20 protein-coding genes are annotated in these 19,046 nt (G+C 34.6%); 12 read left to right on the top strand and 8 right to left on the bottom strand.

Going from position 1 to position 19,046, the window contains the following annotated elements:
• Positions 1-333 precede the first annotated feature (333 nt).
• The 3 genes from LAV82_RS00365 to LAV82_RS00355 all read left to right on the top strand — a co-directional run bounded on the left by LAV82_RS00365 (position 334) and on the right by LAV82_RS00355 (position 1,748).
• Positions 334-636, top strand: coding sequence for a hypothetical protein (locus LAV82_RS00365; protein WP_499715387.1), 303 nt, complete (start codon positions 334-336; stop codon positions 634-636).
• 28 nt (positions 637-664) lie between these two features.
• Positions 665-1,174: a GNAT family N-acetyltransferase gene (locus tag LAV82_RS00360; RefSeq protein ID WP_499715386.1), complete on the top strand. Its 510-nt coding sequence runs from the start codon at positions 665-667 to the stop codon at positions 1,172-1,174.
• Between the two features lie 406 nt (positions 1,175-1,580).
• A complete protein-coding gene (locus tag LAV82_RS00355) occupies positions 1,581-1,748 on the top strand; it encodes a hypothetical protein (RefSeq protein ID WP_013058412.1) in 168 nt (55 codons plus the stop codon).
• A 385-nt stretch (positions 1,749-2,133) separates the two neighbouring features.
• On the opposite strand, the gene LAV82_RS00350 is transcribed toward LAV82_RS00355, so the two are convergent.
• The gene (locus LAV82_RS00350) at positions 2,134-2,325 is read right to left on the bottom strand and encodes a hypothetical protein (RefSeq protein ID WP_013058411.1); all 192 of its coding nucleotides are present in this window, start codon (positions 2,323-2,325) and stop codon (positions 2,134-2,136) included.
• 531 nt (positions 2,326-2,856) lie between these two features.
• On the opposite strand from LAV82_RS00350, the gene LAV82_RS00345 reads away from it, so the two are divergent.
• Together LAV82_RS00345 and LAV82_RS00340 are read left to right on the top strand one after the other, a co-directional pair.
• Entirely contained in the window at positions 2,857-3,747 is an 891-nt protein-coding gene (locus tag LAV82_RS00345; protein ID WP_499715384.1) for a LysR family transcriptional regulator, read from the top strand.
• 483 nt (positions 3,748-4,230) lie between these two features.
• Positions 4,231-5,433, top strand: coding sequence for an iron-containing alcohol dehydrogenase (locus LAV82_RS00340; protein WP_499715382.1), 1,203 nt, complete (start codon positions 4,231-4,233; stop codon positions 5,431-5,433).
• A gap of 180 nt (positions 5,434-5,613) precedes the next feature.
• On the opposite strand, the gene LAV82_RS00335 is transcribed toward LAV82_RS00340, so the two are convergent.
• Positions 5,614-6,561: a DMT family transporter gene (locus LAV82_RS00335; protein ID WP_499715380.1), complete on the bottom strand. Its 948-nt coding sequence runs from the start codon at positions 6,559-6,561 to the stop codon at positions 5,614-5,616.
• 157 nt (positions 6,562-6,718) lie between these two features.
• Here LAV82_RS00335 and LAV82_RS00330 point away from each other — a divergent pair, with 157 nt between their 5' ends.
• Positions 6,719-7,561: a TrmB family transcriptional regulator gene (locus LAV82_RS00330; RefSeq protein WP_013084386.1), complete on the top strand. Its 843-nt coding sequence runs from the start codon at positions 6,719-6,721 to the stop codon at positions 7,559-7,561.
• A gap of 268 nt (positions 7,562-7,829) precedes the next feature.
• On the top strand, positions 7,830-7,976 hold the full coding sequence (locus LAV82_RS00325; protein WP_170959539.1) for a hypothetical protein: 147 nt from the start codon (positions 7,830-7,832) through the stop codon (positions 7,974-7,976).
• 777 nt (positions 7,977-8,753) lie between these two features.
• Here the strand turns inward: LAV82_RS00325 and LAV82_RS00320 are convergent.
• The 4 genes from LAV82_RS00320 to bioF all read right to left on the bottom strand — a co-directional run bounded on the left by LAV82_RS00320 (position 8,754) and on the right by bioF (position 12,184).
• Positions 8,754-9,014, bottom strand: a complete 261-nt coding sequence (locus tag LAV82_RS00320; RefSeq protein ID WP_499715378.1) for a YnfE family protein — start codon at positions 9,012-9,014, stop codon at positions 8,754-8,756.
• A gap of 425 nt (positions 9,015-9,439) precedes the next feature.
• Positions 9,440-10,264 carry a malonyl-ACP O-methyltransferase BioC gene (gene bioC / locus LAV82_RS00315; protein WP_211077575.1) on the bottom strand — a complete coding sequence of 275 codons (825 nt, stop codon included), beginning with the start codon at positions 10,262-10,264 and terminating at the stop codon, positions 9,440-9,442.
• Complete coding sequence (locus LAV82_RS00310; RefSeq protein ID WP_499715377.1) at positions 10,257-11,009, bottom strand: alpha/beta fold hydrolase; 753 nt, start codon at positions 11,007-11,009, stop codon at positions 10,257-10,259. The genes bioC and LAV82_RS00310 overlap by 8 nt, the downstream gene beginning before the upstream one ends.
• A complete protein-coding gene (gene bioF, locus LAV82_RS00305) occupies positions 11,006-12,184 on the bottom strand; it encodes an 8-amino-7-oxononanoate synthase (RefSeq protein WP_211077576.1) in 1,179 nt (392 codons plus the stop codon). The genes LAV82_RS00310 and bioF overlap by 4 nt, the downstream gene beginning before the upstream one ends.
• 308 nt (positions 12,185-12,492) lie before the next feature.
• Here bioF and LAV82_RS00300 point away from each other — a divergent pair, with 308 nt between their 5' ends.
• The gene (locus LAV82_RS00300; RefSeq protein ID WP_211077577.1) at positions 12,493-13,011 is read left to right on the top strand and encodes a DinB family protein; all 519 of its coding nucleotides are present in this window, start codon (positions 12,493-12,495) and stop codon (positions 13,009-13,011) included.
• Positions 13,012-13,336: 325 nt separating this feature from the next.
• Here LAV82_RS00300 and LAV82_RS00295 read toward each other — a convergent pair whose 3' ends face one another.
• Positions 13,337-13,474, bottom strand: a complete 138-nt coding sequence (locus LAV82_RS00295; RefSeq protein WP_013058400.1) for a hypothetical protein — start codon at positions 13,472-13,474, stop codon at positions 13,337-13,339.
• Positions 13,475-13,773: 299 nt separating this feature from the next.
• Between LAV82_RS00295 and LAV82_RS00290 the strand changes: the two genes are divergently transcribed.
• Positions 13,774-14,007 (top strand): hypothetical protein, encoded by a 234-nt coding sequence (locus LAV82_RS00290; RefSeq protein WP_013058399.1) that lies wholly within the window; start codon positions 13,774-13,776, stop codon positions 14,005-14,007.
• A gap of 266 nt (positions 14,008-14,273) precedes the next feature.
• Here the strand turns inward: LAV82_RS00290 and LAV82_RS00285 are convergent, their stop codons facing one another.
• Positions 14,274-14,753, bottom strand: a complete 480-nt coding sequence (locus LAV82_RS00285; RefSeq protein ID WP_013058398.1) for a hypothetical protein — start codon at positions 14,751-14,753, stop codon at positions 14,274-14,276.
• 164 nt (positions 14,754-14,917) lie between these two features.
• On the opposite strand from LAV82_RS00285, the gene LAV82_RS00280 reads away from it, so the two are divergent.
• From LAV82_RS00280 to LAV82_RS00270, 3 genes are all read left to right on the top strand, one after another.
• On the top strand, positions 14,918-15,733 hold the full coding sequence (locus LAV82_RS00280; RefSeq protein WP_053487612.1) for a DUF2935 domain-containing protein: 816 nt from the start codon (positions 14,918-14,920) through the stop codon (positions 15,731-15,733).
• A 692-nt stretch (positions 15,734-16,425) separates the two neighbouring features.
• On the top strand, positions 16,426-17,058 hold the full coding sequence (locus LAV82_RS00275) for a TetR/AcrR family transcriptional regulator (RefSeq protein ID WP_055990508.1): 633 nt from the start codon (positions 16,426-16,428) through the stop codon (positions 17,056-17,058).
• A gap of 135 nt (positions 17,059-17,193) precedes the next feature.
• Positions 17,194-18,891, top strand: coding sequence for an MFS transporter (locus LAV82_RS00270; protein ID WP_499715375.1), 1,698 nt, complete (start codon positions 17,194-17,196; stop codon positions 18,889-18,891).
• Positions 18,892-19,046 lie beyond the last annotated feature (155 nt).

The following is a 19,046-nucleotide window of genomic DNA, read 5'->3' as shown; positions in this document are numbered from 1 at the left end:
CGTTTTATTCGGAACGGATTTTAGATATTGGTGGTGGGGACACGCTATGTCTATTCTTAACATCTTTGAGTTTTTAGCAACTACGCTTATAAGTTTTCTTATCTTTGTAATCAGCGAATGTATTCTTTATTTCTGGTTGAAACAGCTATATAAGACGAATGTACAAAAAGGTGCTTAAATTTAAAATAACAGGCGCCAAACTAATAATTATTTCGAACAGAAAGTTTAATGCTGTTACAGGTTATAATACTTACCGCGTTTTAAAAATGTCATTGAAAGAAAGGCAATATGTTGAAAAAAATCGTGACGGTCACCATTGCTGGAATTCTACTAATGGGAGCAGTAATTTTCTATTTTGTTACATTCTTTGCCTATATCCCATCCGCTAAATTTTCTGGATTTCCTGTCCCTAAAAATGCAAAGTTAGTAAAAGAAAAAGAACGTGTAGATATCTATGATTGGTCTAAAGCTTCTGAAGAAAACGGCATCCCGTCAGGATATAAATTAGTAATTAAATCAAAAGGGTGGAAGGAGAGGAGCCAAGAAGGGGCCTCCACTTACTATGAAAAAGGAAATAAGATAATTGATTTAATATCTCAAACTAATGAATTAACTCTAATTAAGGATAAAAATTGAATATACGTAAAAAGGAGTAGATAAATAAATGAGTACAAAAAAAATACACCTTACGCCATTTGAAACAACTCACATTCAATACTTACATAAATGGTTAAACGATGAACGAGCAATACGAATGATAGGCAGGACACCTTTAACTTATGAAGAGGTAGTACAAGAAGTAGAAAAGAAAAGAATGAACAACGATTTAATTTTAGGAATTAAAAGCGATGAAAAAGAATTAGTTGGATGGGTTTTTCTGAAGGATATAGATTACGCACATGGAAGAGCTAGTATAGGAATTCTTTTATCTTCAGAATCTAGAGGTCACGGGTACGGCCGAATAGCCATGGAGCAAATGATTGATCTAGGGTTTAAACAGCTCCGCTTAAACAAAATCTATTTAACTACAAGAGGAATAAACGAACAGGCAATTGCATTGTATGAAAAAATCGGTTTTGTTACCGAAGGGAAATTAAGAAATCATGCCTATGTGGATGGGAAGTACGTAGATACATATTTTATGGGTATAGTAGCTTCGGAATGGAACAAATAAGCTTACTTCTTCACCATAAAAAGCTAAGCTTACCGACTATCATGAAATTAAAAAAGCTAGTGCTTGTATTGTACAAAAATCACGATTTCATATATCATTTATTTGCCGCCCGTAAGTGCAAATGATAAAACTGTAATAATATACGAAGTACTTTAGTATTCACTAAATAAACTATGAATCTCAGGTAAGAGAGAATTAGAGTGATTATAACATTTTTAAACTTTGTATATATGAAATTATAAATCTGGCCACACTAATAACGTATTCTCCCTATTCTAATAAAGTTAAAAATCCTTTGCCTACATCAGGGAAGGATTATTTTTTTATAAATCCTGCTTTAATTGGTTGTTAATCTAAGTAAAGGGGAATTACATATATTAAGAGCACACAAAGGGGATAAATATTAGTGACAAATTATAGGTACTATACGGGAACCCTGTTTGTCAGGGAATTAGAACGTTTAAAAGAAGAATATATTCAACTTGATCTCGACGATGTGAAAAGAATGGTTGAAGAAGATATTTTACTGTTAGAAAAAGCGGTGAATATGTTGTCTACGAATACAGTTTATTAAATTAAGCAACTTAATAAAGCATTATCTAACGACTACTGTTAATTCAATTTTAAAAAAGCTACCTCTTTTGACTGGGAAGAGGTGGTCTTTTTCAATTTCCAGACTGGATAGGGCATACTAAGTAAAAAAACGTTTGAAAGCATTTTATAATATTTCCTAGTTTCTAAGAAATATTGCCCAAACAAAAAAGGACATCTCTTCTATGTCCTGTACCCTCGTATCAGCCCCGCCTACGCTAAATACTATGACAGCCACTCATGCCATCCAACCTATACTTAGTATAAGAGAAAGCGTTTACAAAGTAAAGGTATTGATGAAATATTCTGTCTATTTTTATATTAAACTTATCTATTTCGAATAATATCAAACATGATAGGTGACATTTTTAATGTCTAGAGATTAACTCACTCATTAATCTGTTTAAAGCAATGTGTAATATATCATGTTCTGTATACTCTTGTTCAAAGGCTAGACTTCTTTTTTCTTTTTTCTTCAACAACTTTTTAATTTCATCACATAAATAAATTTGAGAATCCAAAAGTTTTATTTCTTTTCTATCCTTTATTTGTTTAGACATGAAATCAACTCCTTTATGATTCTTTAAGGAACTATTCTATCTTAAAAAGTAAAAATCCTTCTTCTATTACATCGGAATAACGTAATAGGGTTTATCAGAAGGAATCATCTTAGATTAGAGAAAAATAGATCCTGTTTTTTGCTTTTCAGAATTGAATATGTTTTTATAATTTGAGCAACCTACTCAAGCTGCCATAAGATATCATTGGATAAAGTCGTGAAACAGAAAAACCTACCTTTTTACTGAAAAGAGGTAGGTCTTTTCTGTTTTCACTCTGTATATCGCGTTCAATCTTAGTTACTATAATCATTTTTAAAGGAACCAATCAAGCAGAATAACCCTTGAATCAGTTCTGTTCACTGTCCAGGGCTCTTTTTCCGGAATAAGCAGCTTTGCATCATACATTCTTGATATGCAAACGTTCCTCTGAGAAGCGAGTAGTGAGAGACATTACGCTTACAAGCAGCACGAGTGAAATGATATATTTAGAATAATATTATTATTGGTGAAAATGATTTAGGAGAGAAAACTATGGAACTCAAACAGTTAAAAATTTTTCAAGTTGCTGCTCGAGAACTAAACTTTACTAGAACAGCTGAAATCCTTCACTATGCTCAATCAAGTGTAACAGCTCAGATCAAATCTCTTGAGGAAGAACTTGCTGTCCAACTTTTTGACCGGTTAGGGAAGCGAGTTATCTTAACTGACGCTGGAAAGCGCTTTAAGCTATATACGGACAAGGTGCTTGATTTAACCGAAGAGGCAAAGGAGACTGTAGGTGGGAGTGAAGAGCCCAGCGGGACGTTAACAATATGTGCTTCAGAAACCCAATGCACCTATCGCTTACCAGCTTTGCTGAAACTATTTCAAGCTCGTTTTCCTAAAGTGAAACTGATTTTTCGACCTGGAATTTCTGAAAATGATTTTGAGGATTTACTTGCTCAAGGTCTCATAGATGCTGTTTTAATATCTATGACTCGCATTAACTCGGATAAGCTGATTGCCGAGCAGCTTGTCGCGGAACCTATTGTTATAGTAAGTCCGCCGAATCATCCTTTAGCCGATAAATCTGAAGTAAGACCCGCGGACCTGAATAGTCAGTCGCTGCTTTTTACTGAGAAATGCGATTATCGAAATATATTTGAAGCGTCACTTGTTGATGCAGCCGTTCAACCGTTATATGATCTTGAACTTGGTGATATAGAAGCCATCAAAAAATGTGTAATGGCTGGAATTGGAATAGCAGCACTACCTAAGCTAGCAGTGGAGAAGGAAATAGAGGAAGGGAGTATGAGTGTATTAAGATGGAAAGGTCCAGAGTTTCCAATCGTAACTCAGCTGGTCTGGCATAAAGACAAATGGGTATCTCCAGCGTTGAGCGCCTTTTTAGATATAACTAGAGAAGTAATACTGGATAATTAATTTTTAATTTGTATCTACGTAGCCGAACTTTCTCTTTTTACTTTCCACCTGCGCTTATATATGTTTCAAAAAATATAATAACCAATTCAAAAGGAATGTAAAGGTACAATTAAAGAAAATTTCCTTTGAATTTATTGTTATTAAACACCAAGATTAGTTTGCATAAATAGGCTACTAATCCCTTTCGATATATTATTACATATTATAGAGGTTACTAATCGGTTTTTTAGATAGTAACAATCTAAATATTCATCTGTAATGATTGAGGCGGGGCTTGTATTATATATGATAAGAAGTTTGTTGGATATACATATAGTTTATTTATGTTCTCTACTACATTACTATTCTGTATGTGTATTGTCTAAACTACCATAAATATAAGTTACCCGCAGCCTAACAGTTGAATCTACTAATTGTAGAGGTAGAGAAGGTTAAAATTTAATTAAGATATGTATTTGATTTTAGATAATGGGAGGGGTATAAATGAAATCCTATAACTATTTGTGTTCTACTCAAATTGAGGTAGGGATGGGAAAAGCTAAAGAATTGCCAGAAATGCTAAAATCCCTAAATATTGGTTCATCCATTTTAATTGTGAGTGATCCAGGTGTGGTCCGTACAGGACTAGTTTCACCAATTATAACGGCCCTGGAGGCTTCTGGATATCGAGTATTGTTATTCGACTCCATTGAACAAAATCCTCGAGATAAGAATTGCTTGGAAGGTGCTAAATTATTTCGTGACTTTGGTGCAGATGCAGTTGTTGCCATTGGTGGTGGAAGTGCAATGGATACTGGAAAAGCTATTGCACTGTGCGGTCCAAACGGCGGGGAACCATCTGACTATGCAGACGGCCGACTCCTGTATTCAAACATTGCACCAGTTATTTGTATTCCAACTACTTCAGGCACGGGATCAGAAGTTACTCGTTCTGCTGTTATTACGGAAGCATCTACACACCGAAAGATGACACTCAAACATAGTTTGTTAAGACCTGTCTTGGCGATTCTTGATCCTGAACTAACATTCAGTCTTCCCCCTTTTGTTACTGCCGCTACGGGCATTGATGCACTCGTTCATGCGATTGAAGGTTATACGTGTAAAGTAACAAATCCTATTTCACAAGCGCTCGGAGCTCAAGCAATGAGAACCATTGTTTCGGCATTGCCTATCGTTTTCCGCGATGGCAAAAATGAAGCGGCTCGTCAAGATATGCTGGAAGGAAGTCTCTTAGCAGGCCTTTGTTTTGGATCTGCAGATGTTGCCTCGGTACACTGCTTAGCAGAAGCGCTTGGAGGACTTTATGATACCCCGCATGGAGTTGCCAATGCAGTATTTTTACCATATGTATTAAGGTTCAATTCTATGGAGAACAAGCAACTACATGCGACATTAGCAAGGTATATGAGCTTTGCCAAGGACTCAGATTCAGATGAAATAGCTGTTGAAAAATTAATTCAAGGAATTATAGAATTAACAGAATCATTAAATATTCCTAAATTGAAAGATTTAGAGGGTATAAAGAAAGAAGATTTTCCCAGCATTGTAAGGTTGGCCATGCAAAATAACTCAACATCAAGTAACGTCCGTTTAATTACCGAGGGCGATTACATGCAAATTCTTGAACAAGCTTACTTTAACCGTATAGATCAAAATTGGGATTCTGAAGTAGAGAACTTAAATTAAAAGATAAAGATTAAATACTGGCCCCCAATCATCAGGCTGTGTCTAACGATTGGGGGCCAGTTTATAAATAGTATCTATTTATTTTTAATCAGAAGATACGTAATACCAGTTTTTGTGTACTTTTTTATTGAAAATAAAAAGCCCTACTTTGACTGAGGACTTTTTTTAGGTTTATACTTTTTACTTCTTTTCTAAAACATACTTTTTCCTCGTTTCCCTCATGCTCAAAACTACACCCAAAAGTACAATGATTCCACCAATAAATTGGTTTATGCCTACCACTTCATGAAGGAGTAGAACAGAAAATAACACACCAAAAATAGGAACAAGATTCATCAGCGTCATCGCAGAACTAGAAGATAATTTGCGTAATCCAAAATTATATAATAAAAAAGCGATAACCGAGCAGAAAACGCCTAGGTACAATAAGGTTAGAAATGATCGTATATCTGGTGTTTGCCAGCTTGACTTCTCTATAAAGGCTAATGGAATAAACGTAATAGCTCCCGCCAAAGTTTGATAAAAAGAGATAGTAATCATGGAATATTTTTTGACAACTTTACGAGTTGTGAAGTTATAGAGAGCAAAAATAAAACCTGCTACAATTAATATAATATTACCAATTAATTGCTTATCATCTGTCTGAGTTTCAGGACTATAGGATATTTGATATACACCTATCATCGCTACTCCAATTCCTAGGGCCTTTACCCATGATGTCTTTTTTCTAAAAAAAAGAAATTCCATCAAAACCGTTATAGCAGGATACGACGCTACAATAATAGCGGCATTAGATGCTGTTGTTAGTTCAACTCCTATGTTCTCCAGAGAAAAATAAAGGGTAGTGCCTAGTACACCACTCATAGACATTAACCCCATATCTTTGAATGAAGGCTTTGTTTTATCTTTCCTGATTAAGAGAATAAGTCCTAAAATAACAGCAGCTATAACAAAACGAGCCGCTCCTAATGTAAGGGGTGGAAAAGAGGTATAGGCTATTTTTGTTCCAACAAACGATGTACTCCATAAAAGGACGGCTATTACGGAAGCACTTATGTATAAACCATTTCCGCCTCTAACCTTTCTTATTTTTAAGCTTTCTTGTTGTTTCGCTATCATTGTATCCATTATTACACCTCCAAGTAGGATTAAAAACTATATAGTAGCTACTTTTGTAGCAACTAGAATTAAATTATAATTTTTAACCCAAACTGTCAAGGGTACTAATGGTATACTTAGTTTAAAATTATTGACTTTATCCGGGTATTATCAAGGAGGACCAATCATGACACTAGATATAATAAAAATTTTGAAAGATGTAAATTTTACTGAATATGAGGCAAAAGCATATTTAGCTTTACTAGAAAAATCTCCTCTTTCAGGGTATGCTATTTCGTTAAATTCCGGAGTGCCAAGATCTAAAATTTATGAAGTATTAGGAGGACTAGTGGATCGAGGAGAAGTCATGATCAGTCATGAAAATCCCGCTCTATATACACCGTTACCTCCTAATGAATTAATCAACTTGAAAAAACGTAAAGCTGAATCCTCGTTTGAAGTAGCTGAAGAAGCTCTCGAAAATTATTCTTATGTATCTTTAAACAGAGAAAACATCTGGAACATTACAGGTTATGAGCCTATACTAAATCGTACAAAGGAAGCTATAAAAGAAGCTACAGGGCGTATTCTATTGGAAATATGGGCAGAAGATGCCCAGGAACTAAAAGAAGAATTACAAGCAGCAGCCAAAAGAGGCGTAGAAATTTTAATTGTATCCTATGGAGATTTAGTATTTGACTTTGCGCAGGTTCATCAGCATGATGCAAGCGAAGAAATAACCAATGAATATGGCGGACGATGGATTGTTCTAAGTGCTGATGATCGAGAAGTAGTTGCAGGTATATTATCACTTGGTAAGGATAGCCGTGCTGCCTGGACGATGCATCCGGGATTAGTTATGCCAATTACAGAAGTTATCATTCACGACTTGTATATCTATGAAATGATGAAAAAACATCGAGAGATCCTAGAGTCAAGCTTTGGACCGAACCTTATTGAACTTCGTAATCGATTTAAATTTAATTCATCAGGCTATAGCGTAGCAGCAAAATTAGGATTGATTAAATAGCCAGTATTAATGCATATATAACAATAATAAAGTTACTTATTATAGTCACTGTTATTGCTAGCTGTAACATGTTTTACGCAAACTAACTTCGTATTGTAGGGGATGTCTTCATGGTTAATAAGGGCATTTATTTCCTGAGATCTTGAATATGACCATAATAACTTATGCTAGACGGTGAAATGAACTCTGTCTTGATATTATCAAATCAGAAACATAATTCTTAATAAAGTGGAAAATGATAGTAGTAATCTTATAAGGAGAATAGATGATGAGAGATCATGATGATCAAACGAACGAGAGATTAAATCAAATATTTGAAATCATCAATGCAAAAGGGGACATACGGGAATTAAATCAAATAGTAAAGAAATCCAAAAAGGAGCTCAATCAGGACAAAGACGATACTAAACCATAAAATTAAATAAGCTTAAGAAATCATTCTTAAAAGAACCGATTAAGTAAAAGAATTCTTGGAGCAGTAAGCTTTTTTCAAGGATTCTTTTTTAGATTATGAGGTTTTTATAGATCGTTGATATGACTAAATTCTTTGGATAGTTAAAAGAAAAGAGCATGTATAAAAAAGCCCGCATTCTATATTGAAAATCCACCTGTCCTGCAAACAATGGGTGGCATTTTAATAATTACTTTAACATCTTATAACTTATTTAAATAGATTGTCCGTAAACGTATAAGAAAGGGCAGCATTCTATTGAGGAAAGTGTCCTTAATGCAACATAACGTGTGTGAAAATTAATTGTAGCATGATGTTTCTTTGAAAAAGTTGAAACGATAAATACAAAAAGACTTGCTCAAGGTAAAAAGCAAGTTAAAAGAAAGGTAATCACGTGGTAATTCCATTATAATCCACAAATAGTGAGCGTATATTAAAATATAGTTACAATCAAATTAATTCCTAAAAAAGATCAATTGATCTTTTTTAATTGGTGACAATTACATAACGTAAACACTAGCCACCTGAAAGGAGTTAGCTGAAAAATTCTATTACTTCTTTCATAAGAATTATACCTTAAAATAAAAAGCACCCGTGGAGGCGAGCGTTTTTATAAACTTAACGTGTAAAGGAGAAGCGATTCGTCAGCAAAGGGAGGAGGCTTAGTAGTTACAGGACATGCTCGTTTTGTTGTAGTTATACGTATTTAAAGTATTTTAACAAACATCCATTATCAAAGTACTATTTCGTTAATTGTTTATACATTTCTTCTAGCTCTGAAAAAGAGATATCTTTAGATGCATAACCTACAGCAGCATCCACAATTCCATCAAAACCTTCAGGTGAGATACTTTCTGCTTTGAGGTATCGCTCATACTGCTCTAGTTGCTCTTGCTGGGTTTCTAAATCCCTCTCTTTCCCTTCGTAATCAGGAGCTTTCATAGTTTCGATATTTTTCTTAACAACATCAACATACCGTCTTAATTCTTCCACGCTTATCATTCTCCTTACATTTTTGAAGTAATACATAGGTCAAAAATATGAAACGCTGGGAAGGTAAAGGGACACTTTCCCTTTATAAATATTGTGTTAACCTTTCAAAATTATACATCCGAAAACTAAAACACCCATAAAAGGGTGCTTTTAGAAAACCTTCTTTATTGAAAGGAGAGACCATTCACCCGCAAAGGGAAGGACGGACTGCTTATAGTATGTGTTATTTTCTTAAATTTATATGTCAAATAGAAGAGGCGATTGAGCAAAAACCTATTAAACAAAATAACAGTATGAAGAAGCGTGCTCTTTCACATAGAAATTGATATGAGATGATGCGAGATTTTATATAAAATACTTTCTTGTATTGAGCTTTTTAATTTAGCTGCAATCCATCACTTCTAGAGAGTAGCCAGTAGCCAGGGCAGGATTAGCTATTGGTTCGTTTTTGTAACATTAAATATTAAACAATGATAGGTTACTTTTATTCCGTTCTCATTACGATAATCATTTTCATATAGGTTGATTAATTCACGAAAAAACGAAGGGCGTTGACAGTAGTTTTCCTCGTTACTGTTACTTGCTCCAATCTTTTTTATTGATGTAAAAAATGCCTGAACCGTCGGAAAGTATTGAACCTCTAGTTTCTCCATTTTTGATAGTTTAAATGGATGCTCTCTCAATGGAACTAATGCTTGTTCACAAATTTGAGACAACCCTTCGAGAGAAAAAAACGATTGGCCAGGTGAACTGTTACTGAAAAGACCAAGCTTTTGTTTCGCATGACTGTAGCATGAATGAAGCTCTTGAAATGTACGATTACCAAAGGTTGAAAATAGAAGGCTGCCTGTAGGCTTAAGTTGTTTATACAATTTTTTTATTGTCGTATGAAGACTATTAAACCACTGAAATGTTGCATTCGAAATGATAAGGTCATAATGTCTTTCTATACTTAGTTCCTCGATATCTCCACATATGAAAGAAACTCGATCTTCCATTGCTTTTTTCTTTGCTAACTCAATCATTCCTGATGACAAATCAACTGCTGTAATAGTAGCCCTAGGAAATTTTTCGCACAATAATTGTGTTAAATAACCCGTACCGCAGCCAATTTCAAGAATAGTTATTTCCTGGTTGAAGAAATTGGTAGAAAGCTGGTCTATTAACTGGTTTGCCATGCTTTTTTGTACATCGGCATAAGCATCATAAGTTTTAGCATGATTATTGAACCTTTTCTTTAAGAGTTGCTTATTAATCATAAATGAGCTCCTTTTCGAGAAATTTTTCTATAAGTTGCGCACATTGCTGAGGCTTCGTAAAAAAAGGAATATGGCCAGTTTTTTCTAGGATACACAGCTGTGCTTTTCCATCAATCCTTTCAGCTATGAAAGAAGAAGACTCAGGTAAACATATTTGATCATCTCTTCCATGGATTAACAAACAAGGAGTTTGAATTTGATTGAGTTGCATTCTAACATCTTTTTGAAGTAAATAATCTAGCCCTTTAAGGAGGGAGTACGTACTGTCTCCTTGATAATCACGCTGAACAACTTCAATAAATTGATGATGAAATTCTTCTTCTTTTTCAGATTTAGTGAACATGGCGTTATAAAATGCAGTAAGGGTTTTTTCTTTATTACGCTGTAGTTGTTTTTTCATACGTTCAACGATACGTTGCTCCCATCCAACTGTATTTGTATTATGCACATCGTTTGTAAAGCGACTAGTTCCGCCAATTAATATGAGTCCTTCTATCTTGTTAGGGTATAAACTTGCAAGTTCAAGCGTTACAAGGGAACCTAATGACCAACCCATTAAATAAACAGTACCTTGAGTAGAAGTAAGCAATTGAATTGCTCGTTCTCTAAAGTCACTTAGTTCTTTTACACCTCTCCAGTCTGTACACAAAACGTTACATATAGTAGACAATGATTTTATGATTGGGTGAAACGCTGCTTTTTCCATTCCCCATCCGGGAAATATTATAATAGTGGATGGTTTCATTGAATCACACTCATTTCTTTTCCAATTAGAGAAATTCTCTTTATGGCCCAATCTAAATCTTCTTGAGTATGATCGGCTGTTACAGTAAAACGAATTCTTGCTTTATTCTCAGGAACAGTAGGAGGCCTAACTGCAATAGCAGCAATTCCTTCTTTCTGTAAACGCTCTGCAAACTGCATTGTTCTTTTGTTTTCTCCCGTCAAAATTGGAATGATTTGAGATTGACTTTTGCATGTGTTAAATCCTTCGTATGTAAGTGCTTTTCTAAAAAATAGTGCATGTTGTTGAAGAAGTGCGCGACGCTCTGTGTCTTGTTGCACCTTTTCAATCGCAGCCGTTATTGCACCGAGTATAGCAGGGGGAAGAGCAGTTGAATAAATGAATCCTCGCATTCTATTTTTAAAATAATCTATCAGCCACTGTTTTCCGGTAACATAAGCTCCAAATGCCCCTAGCGCTTTACTAAACGTTCCCATTTGAATATCAATTTTATCTTGCAGATCAAGAAAATGCGCATATCCTTCACCATTTTTTCCGTATACACCGCTTGCATGAGCTTCATCAACCATTAACAGTGCGTTATATTGCTCTTTTAATTTAACAAGATCCTCGAGCTTGGCAAAATCACCATCCATGCTGAAAACAGTATCTGTTACAATTAACTTCCGTGACTCCAAGGGAACTTTTTTTAATAAATTTTCTAGGTGGTTCATATCGTTATGGCGATAGCGCTGCAGTTTTGCACGGCTCAGTAGGGCCCCATCAATGATACTTGCATGATTTAACTTATCGCTGAAGATGAAGCCATTACGCGGAACCAGGGCTGAAATGATTCCTAGGTTTGCATTATAACCACTATTGATAATAAGTCCTGCCTCAGCTTTTTTCCAATTAACAAGTGCTTTTTCTGCTTTCTCATAAAGAGAGTGATTTCCTACTATTAAGCGTGAAGCTGCTGCTCCTATTCCATATGTCATCACAGCATCACTCATTGTTTTCTTCAGCCCCTTATCTCCTGCGTAGCCTAAATAGTTATTAGAGGCAAGGTTTAACATCTTATGTCCATTGACTGTAAGCCATGGTTGTTCAGCAAATTCTGTAGTAACAAGGTGCCGTTTTTGAAAAATTTCATCTAAATAGGCAAGTTCTCTTTTTATATCTTCTTCCCAATACAATGCACTTTCACCACCGAAAACAATATATGTTAACTTAATTTTATTTAAAGTTAACAATTATATCTAATCACGCCTTTAGAACAGTGTCAAGATAAAATAATTTAAAGAAGAGATACTAGATAATTGTCTCCACATAGCCTACTACAGTTCATTTTTTGAATCTCATGAGTACACATGCAGCCTTACTTCGGTACCTAAATAAAACGTAAAGAATCAATGCTTTTTTCAATAATCATTTGAAGGTGTTTTGAAAACAATGAGGAATACCTAATATTGGTCGTGGATTTTAGAATAAGGAGGAATCTCAAGTGAAGGGTAAAGAATTACAGTTTTATAACTACCATGTATGGGCAAATCAAAAGATTTTTAGTCACTTAAAAGGCTTGCCTCAGGATATTTACCAGAAGGAGGTTAAGAATGTTTTTTCTTCTGTATCGGAGGTGTTAGGACATATTTATGCTACTGATACTATATGGTTAAGTGTCATGTCAGGTTATAGTTTTGATGAAATTATCAAATCAGGAAAACAACTAAGAGAGAATATAAAAGGCAAAAGCATCGAGGAAATGGAGATGATGTTTCTTAACTTATCTGAGCAATTTAAAGCATTTTTTGACCACCAAGATAACCTTAATCAACTCGTTTTCTGCGCACATCCTAATTTTGGCCAGCTAGAAACTAATCTATTTGAATTAATCCAACATGTAGTTAATCATGGAACATATCATCGTGGAAATATAACAGCTATGTTACGCCAAATGGGATATCCTGGAGTTATGACTGACTATGTTGCTTATTTATATGCAACGAAGGTAAGTAACAGTTAGATATCTTAAAGCGTTCTAAGTTAAAAACTCTCTAAAAATTAATCTTAATAATAAGTTAAGAGGACGATTTGATAACTGCAATTCATCTTACTTCAAAAGTTCTGTAAAGGGTCGCGTATTCTTATAGGAATGTTGAGAATGCGGGCTGAAGAAGAGTATTTGAGTAGAAATGAGAGAGGATTTTACATCATCTAAGTCCCAACATTTGTACTAAAAATCGTATAAAAAACGTAAAAGTCTGAGCATATTCGTACTTATTAATTAAGTTCTTTTCTTAAGAAGAAGCTGCCAAACAGGCAGCTAATAATACAACTCTAATTTTCTTTTAAGGTTTTGCGTTGCCAGGAGGCTTATTAGTTGGAAAAATTGCTTTTCCCACGTCTTCTGCTGCAATTACCGGATCTACCGTATTGCTATTTGGTTTGCCTTTCTGACTATTGCCTTTATCGCGTTTCTGACTCATTTTTAAATCTCCCTTCAAATTTAGTTACATTGTTAAGATGAGTTAATAGAGCGTAGCTTATTCAACCCGTTGTCTTTTTTAATTATATTTATTTTATTGGTGTAAACAGGTGTCTAAGGTTCTAAAGAATCTCCTTTACCACAGTATTATTCCTTTTTTAATACCAATCTAGAACTTAAAAGTCCTTTTACCGGGACTTATCAGACAATAAGCTTCATTAGATAGTTGTTGGATAGGGCATTTGTTTTCTTAAACCGAATATATATTAGATGATTAAAACAAGTTAAGGTGGATTAGACATGGATAAAAGAGTAATTTTTGACTTTGAAGTCGATTTTACTAATGGCGGTGGAATACAAGGACAGGAATTTCGTCTTGATATTGATAGTGATGACATTTCTGATGAAGAATTGGCTAAATATATTGTAAAAGATATGAGACTACTAATGGTGGGTGAGGTAAGGATACTGAACAAGAGAATTATTAGTGAGAAACATAAACGAAAACCTAGCGATGAAGATATTGAAAAATAAAAAACTTACATGTTTTTTGTTTTAACCACACATCCATAGTAGAAAAAAAGAAGTTACCAAAAGGCGACTTCTTTTTTATTTAACCTTGTTTTCACTCTTTTTAAGCCTTAAGGCATAGGGTTCATTAGCTTCCTGAGGTAACTACATAGTATCTAAAAAATCATAATTCCACTTAGCAATCAGTATCTATTTCATTAATGTTTTTCTTTAATATACTCCCATTTATAGACATTTTGTTTTGTTTTTTGCATCTTAGACTGCAAAATTTATAAGGACGAATTCTTTGATAGATGGCAACACTTTTCATAAACAATCTGAAACCCATACAGCACAAACGTTTTTATTAAAAAAACAATGGATAATTGAAATCTAGTCAACCGGGCTAAAGAGACGTATCCTATTTTTTTTAACCATTTTAGTCCGAAGTAAGTAAAAAAAGAATCAATAAGTATATTTACTAAAAGATATAAGTTGAACTTTCCGTAAGTATATTTTAATATCCACAAAGCTCCAACTAAAAAGGGGCCAAATATTAACGGTAATTCTGCTAGAACATTGGGCTTGATGGAGTACGGAAACCACCACCATTTTTTCTTCTCTGCAAACCTGCCTTCGGCAATAAGATATAAACTCATAAAAAGACTTCCTGGAAGGAATCTTTTTAGCGTTCTTTTACCAATAAACGGAATACTAAGCCAAGGTAAAATGGTCATTAAAATGATTAGCAATTTATCTTTTTTCTTCAAATGATATTCTCCCTTTTTAAAAATATGGATATGTATATATATTCCCTTTTTCGTGAGTGTTTATGTGATGAAATAAGAGATCCTGTTTTTTATTACTTTGGTTCATTTCTTCTAAAGCTTCTAATAAACATGTAGTAATAAGAAAACCGAAGGGAGAGCTAGTAATGATTTCATTATGGGAGGAACATTTATTTTGGTTAGAAATAATTCAGGACCATACTTATTTTGTTCGAGATCACTTATCGGTGAAGGAAGTCGAATACGTCCGAACAGCTAAGCAATATATTCATTTGTTTGATGACTTGCTAAAACAACTGAACTATTTATCCCCTGATGTTATGCATAACGATCCTGCATTAATAGAATTCTCAAGAAAGGCCTGGCCAATTGCCAAAGGGTATTTTGATTTTGAAGGGTCTCTTCAGGCTCTTCGAATTGAAAACGCAGTGAATCTAAACTTATCTCCTACTTATCTTAATGGTACGTTAAGTGAAAATCAGGAATATTTAAGATTTCTATCTTATTTAGTACAAGGAAAGGAGCCTGTTCCTCTTAGCTTAGTCAAATTAATGGATTTATGGCTGGAAGATCAGCTTGGACATGCAGTTTTGTTTAAAAACCTGCTTGACCCGATTGAAATTATGATATCTAAACAAGCGGATTCATATATCGGAAAGTTTCAAACATTCATTGTGCAAAACCATCATTTAAAAGGTTATTTACGATTTAAGCAGCCAGGTTTTGCAAGACAAACAGAGTTTGCCTTAGAAGTAGGGAAAACCACTATTGAAATGAGCCGGTTTGTTTATGCTATGACCGAAAAATATAAGGAGAACAAGCTTTTAAATAAGGAAACGTTAAGGTTTCTGATACATCATTTCCCTGAGACTTGTTATTTCATTAAAAAATTGAGTTATTATGCTCCCGAATTGCAGCAAGAAGCCAACCAATGCTCATTAAGAAGAATTTCTTATCTTTAAGATAAGCTAAAACATTTCATAGGACCTAAATCCATTCCTATTTTATATTTCTGTAAGCTTTATTTATAGGCATATAAAAGAAGAGATTGAGACATAACTATATCCATTCAATCTAAAGATGAACAAATGGGATAAATGAGCTAGTAGAGATCACTTGTTACAGGGAAATCAACAGCTAGAAGAAACAGCATATATGAAACCTACGTTTACCCTACCAATTAAAAAATCCGAACGCGTTTGATTCTTAATCAAGAATCAAACGCGTTCGGATCTTCCTTGAACAAAAATACTTTTGCCCCAGTCTCTGCTTTTTGAGTAGTTTGCTATGTAGAAGCTATCTCAATAGTCCAATCTCCAGCATATAAAAACCAGCACTTCTTACATCGCCAGTTATATCTTTCAGTTCTTTTTCTTTCATTACCAAAGATTTTGCTTTTACGTTCGCGCCATCCATATCTAACAACCAAATGATTCGTTCTTAATCAGTTTTTGACATTGACAGATTGATTATATTTTGTGAGACTTAATATACATAATGTTCATTAGTTTACATCATGTACAGAATGTATGTTGTTGATACAAGGTAGTTTAATTTAAATAGTCAATCATCAGAAAAGGCCTAAATGGCTGCACCTATACAAGTCATAATCATATGCCTGAGACTCAATAAAAGTTATACAAGGAGACGAACAATGTCTAAAAAAGCAAAAGTAGATCCTAGGATAAAAAGAACAAATAAATACTTAAGAGACGCTTTAGTTGAACTTCTTAAAGAGAAAGACGTTACATCCATTACGATTCAAGAAATTACGGAAAAAGCAGAATTAACGCGGGGAACCTTTTATTTGCATTATCAAGATAAGCAAGACTTTCTCATGCAGAGTATGAATGAAGTTCTAGAAGAGCTAATAGAGAAAGTAAAACCAAAACAAAATAATGAGGATTCTTCAGAAGTAGAAGAAAAAAATGAATCCGTTTCTTTCTTAAAGCTTTTCGAATTCATCTATGACCATGCCGATTATTTTAAAGTTATGCTAAGTGATCGAGGATTACCTCAATTTAGAAGTCATATGACGGAAATTGTAAAGAAAAGAGTGTATGGAGAGCTAATCTCTTCGATTGGAGAAGCAGAGGATGGACTTGATATCCCTAAAGATATCCTGATTAGCTATATCACATCAGCTCATATAGGTGTCATTTGTTCTTGGTTAGAAAGTGATATGAAATTTAGCCCTGCATTTATGGCTGAAAAATTAACCAGTCTAACACTTTTAGGGCCAATTCGAGTGGCAGGCTTAGAAAATAAAATAAAGCTTCCTTACTGAAGCTTTATTTTTTAGTTTGTTCAAATGCGGATAAATATCTTTCTTCTTCACCATAGCTACTGTGATGGTTGGAAGAAACGTGAGCTTCGCATTTTTAGCTTTTTACAATCATGAAAGGCAGAAAGGAATTGTAGTATGAAAATAGAAAAACACTGGGGGATTTCCTTACTGGCAGTTTTAGCAATTGGTCCTGGTTTAATGTTAAACACTTCATTAAATTCTATACGTGAAATTCTCCAACAAACGTTTAACGATCAATCTTATATTTCGATAACACCGGTTTTAATAGGGGGTATAAGCTTTGCATTTTGTATTCCGTTTGGACCTATCCTTCGACATAAGATAGGGGAGAGAAGGACTTATGTTCTTTCGATGTGTTTGTTTCTTATAGGAGCTATCGTAAGTATAGCTTCTAACAGCTTCTTAGGAATGGGTATTGGTCGTTTTTTTCAAGGAACAGGAACAGGTTTAGCACTTATGATGATGATTCCAATGCTGGTTCTTTCTTTTCCGATTCAGAAACGGAACTTGGCATTACTGATTCTTATCGGCGGATTTTATGGATCTAGCGTTGTCGGTATTTTTCTCGGAATGTTAGTGAACAGCTACGGCCATTGGAGAGGGTTATTCTATATAGCTGCCGTACTTTCCTTACTGGGAATATGCTTCAGCTACAAATTTTTAACAAATGATCACGCCAAGCAACAGCACAAATATCATGAACCATTTGACATCATCGGTGTAGCGTTAATGTTTATGGTTACCGCATTTATTACGTTTACATTACTTAATCTCCAAAAATCAGGATGGACATCTACTTATGTATGGATAGGCATAGTAGGAAGCATCATTTTTTTATGCTTTTTATTTATAGCAGAATGGCATATTAAAAATCCGTTAATTCCCTTTAGATTAGTGGCTTCTCGAAAACCAGCTCTCGCTATCTTAATTGCTGTTATAGGCAATATTAGTATGAGTTTAACTCTTTTATCTCTACAAGGATTGCTTAAAAGCGGATCTAGTTTTGATAAAGGAGACATTTCACTGATCTATATCGGGCTTTTTGCGGGAATAGTGATTGCGGCCATATTAAGTGCCGTATTATATGATAAAGTTGGACCGGGCGTATTAGGTATTATAGGAGCGGTCATTATTATGGGAGTGAACATACAGTGGATGTATTTAGACGGTCATGCTTCTGCATTCCTCTTTGTTAGCAGCTTTGCAGCTTTAATCGCAGGAGTAGGGTTCACAGTTGCTGCAGGTCTTATGGGTGCAGCTTTAGGCGGACCACTACCAAGCTTAGTCCCTCGAATGGTCACGGTTCAATTTATAAGAGTTACAGTATCGGCGGTCATCCCTGTAATCAGCAGTATCGTCTTTGCAAAGATGTATAAAGATCAACTTGCAACGGTAAGTGCAGAGAGTCAGGTTGCTAGTAAAGAAAATTTCACGCAATCTCTACATGTAAAATCTGAAATCATTACTTATCATACATTTTCTACGTTTTCGTGTGTATTGAGCATTGTAGTATTAATTCTTTCATTTTTGATGTTCCTAACAGGTAAAGGCCACAAGCTGGCTCATAAGCCTCATGACAAAGAAAAAAATAAAGAAAAGCTGAGTACCGAAGAGGTTCACCTTAAAAAAGATACTCCCGTTTTTGAGCGTTCGCCTAAAGAGGCTGTTTCGAATCAAGTCATTGGTGACAGCGAGTATAGAGCAGCTTTAAAAAAGTTTGGTCAGTCTAAACCTTCTCCTGATAAAATGCTGCATATGAGAGATCAAGAATATAGAAAAGCTCTTAAAAGGATGAAGGATATAGGACAATAAGTTAAACTGAAGAAATTTGAATAAAGCACAGAAAGAGCAAACTCACGTGTAAGGGAGTTTGCTCTTTTAATTTCTACACGTACTCTTTACAGATATGCTTTATGTAAATTAATAACTAATACAAAAATACAGAGGAGAACCTAGATGCATTCCTT

It is taken from the genome of Bacillus sp. ILBB4 (assembly GCF_035064545.1).
GTDB lineage: Bacteria > Bacillota > Bacilli > Bacillales > Bacillaceae_H > Priestia.
Note: the sequence above shows the minus strand (reverse complement) of the source record. Positions and strands in the feature narration are given on the sequence as shown.

Bases quoted from the DNA above. Each gene is read 5' to 3' on its own strand.
- LAV82_RS00365 (WP_499715387.1), top strand. From the start codon at position 334: ATGGGAGCAGTAATTTTCTATTTTGTTACATTCTTTGCCTATATCCCA.
- LAV82_RS00360 (WP_499715386.1), top strand. From the start codon at position 665: ATGAGTACAAAAAAAATACACCTTACGCCATTTGAAACAACTCACATT.
- LAV82_RS00350 (WP_013058411.1), bottom strand. From the start codon at position 2,325: ATGTCTAAACAAATAAAGGATAGAAAAGAAATAAAACTTTTGGATTCT.
- LAV82_RS00345 (WP_499715384.1), top strand. From the start codon at position 2,857: ATGGAACTCAAACAGTTAAAAATTTTTCAAGTTGCTGCTCGAGAACTA.
- LAV82_RS00340 (WP_499715382.1), top strand. From the start codon at position 4,231: ATGAAATCCTATAACTATTTGTGTTCTACTCAAATTGAGGTAGGGATG.
- LAV82_RS00335 (WP_499715380.1), bottom strand. From the start codon at position 6,561: ATGGATACAATGATAGCGAAACAACAAGAAAGCTTAAAAATAAGAAAG.
- LAV82_RS00330 (WP_013084386.1), top strand. From the start codon at position 6,719: ATGACACTAGATATAATAAAAATTTTGAAAGATGTAAATTTTACTGAA.
- LAV82_RS00325 (WP_170959539.1), top strand. From the start codon at position 7,830: ATGAGAGATCATGATGATCAAACGAACGAGAGATTAAATCAAATATTT.
- LAV82_RS00320 (WP_499715378.1), bottom strand. From the start codon at position 9,014: ATGATAAGCGTGGAAGAATTAAGACGGTATGTTGATGTTGTTAAGAAA.
- bioC (WP_211077575.1), bottom strand. From the start codon at position 10,264: ATGATTAATAAGCAACTCTTAAAGAAAAGGTTCAATAATCATGCTAAA.
- LAV82_RS00310 (WP_499715377.1), bottom strand. From the start codon at position 11,009: ATGAAACCATCCACTATTATAATATTTCCCGGATGGGGAATGGAAAAA.
- LAV82_RS00295 (WP_013058400.1), bottom strand. From the start codon at position 13,474: ATGAGTCAGAAACGCGATAAAGGCAATAGTCAGAAAGGCAAACCAAAT.
- LAV82_RS00290 (WP_013058399.1), top strand. From the start codon at position 13,774: ATGGATAAAAGAGTAATTTTTGACTTTGAAGTCGATTTTACTAATGGC.
- LAV82_RS00280 (WP_053487612.1), top strand. From the start codon at position 14,918: ATGATTTCATTATGGGAGGAACATTTATTTTGGTTAGAAATAATTCAG.
- LAV82_RS00275 (WP_055990508.1), top strand. From the start codon at position 16,426: ATGTCTAAAAAAGCAAAAGTAGATCCTAGGATAAAAAGAACAAATAAA.
- LAV82_RS00270 (WP_499715375.1), top strand. From the start codon at position 17,194: ATGAAAATAGAAAAACACTGGGGGATTTCCTTACTGGCAGTTTTAGCA.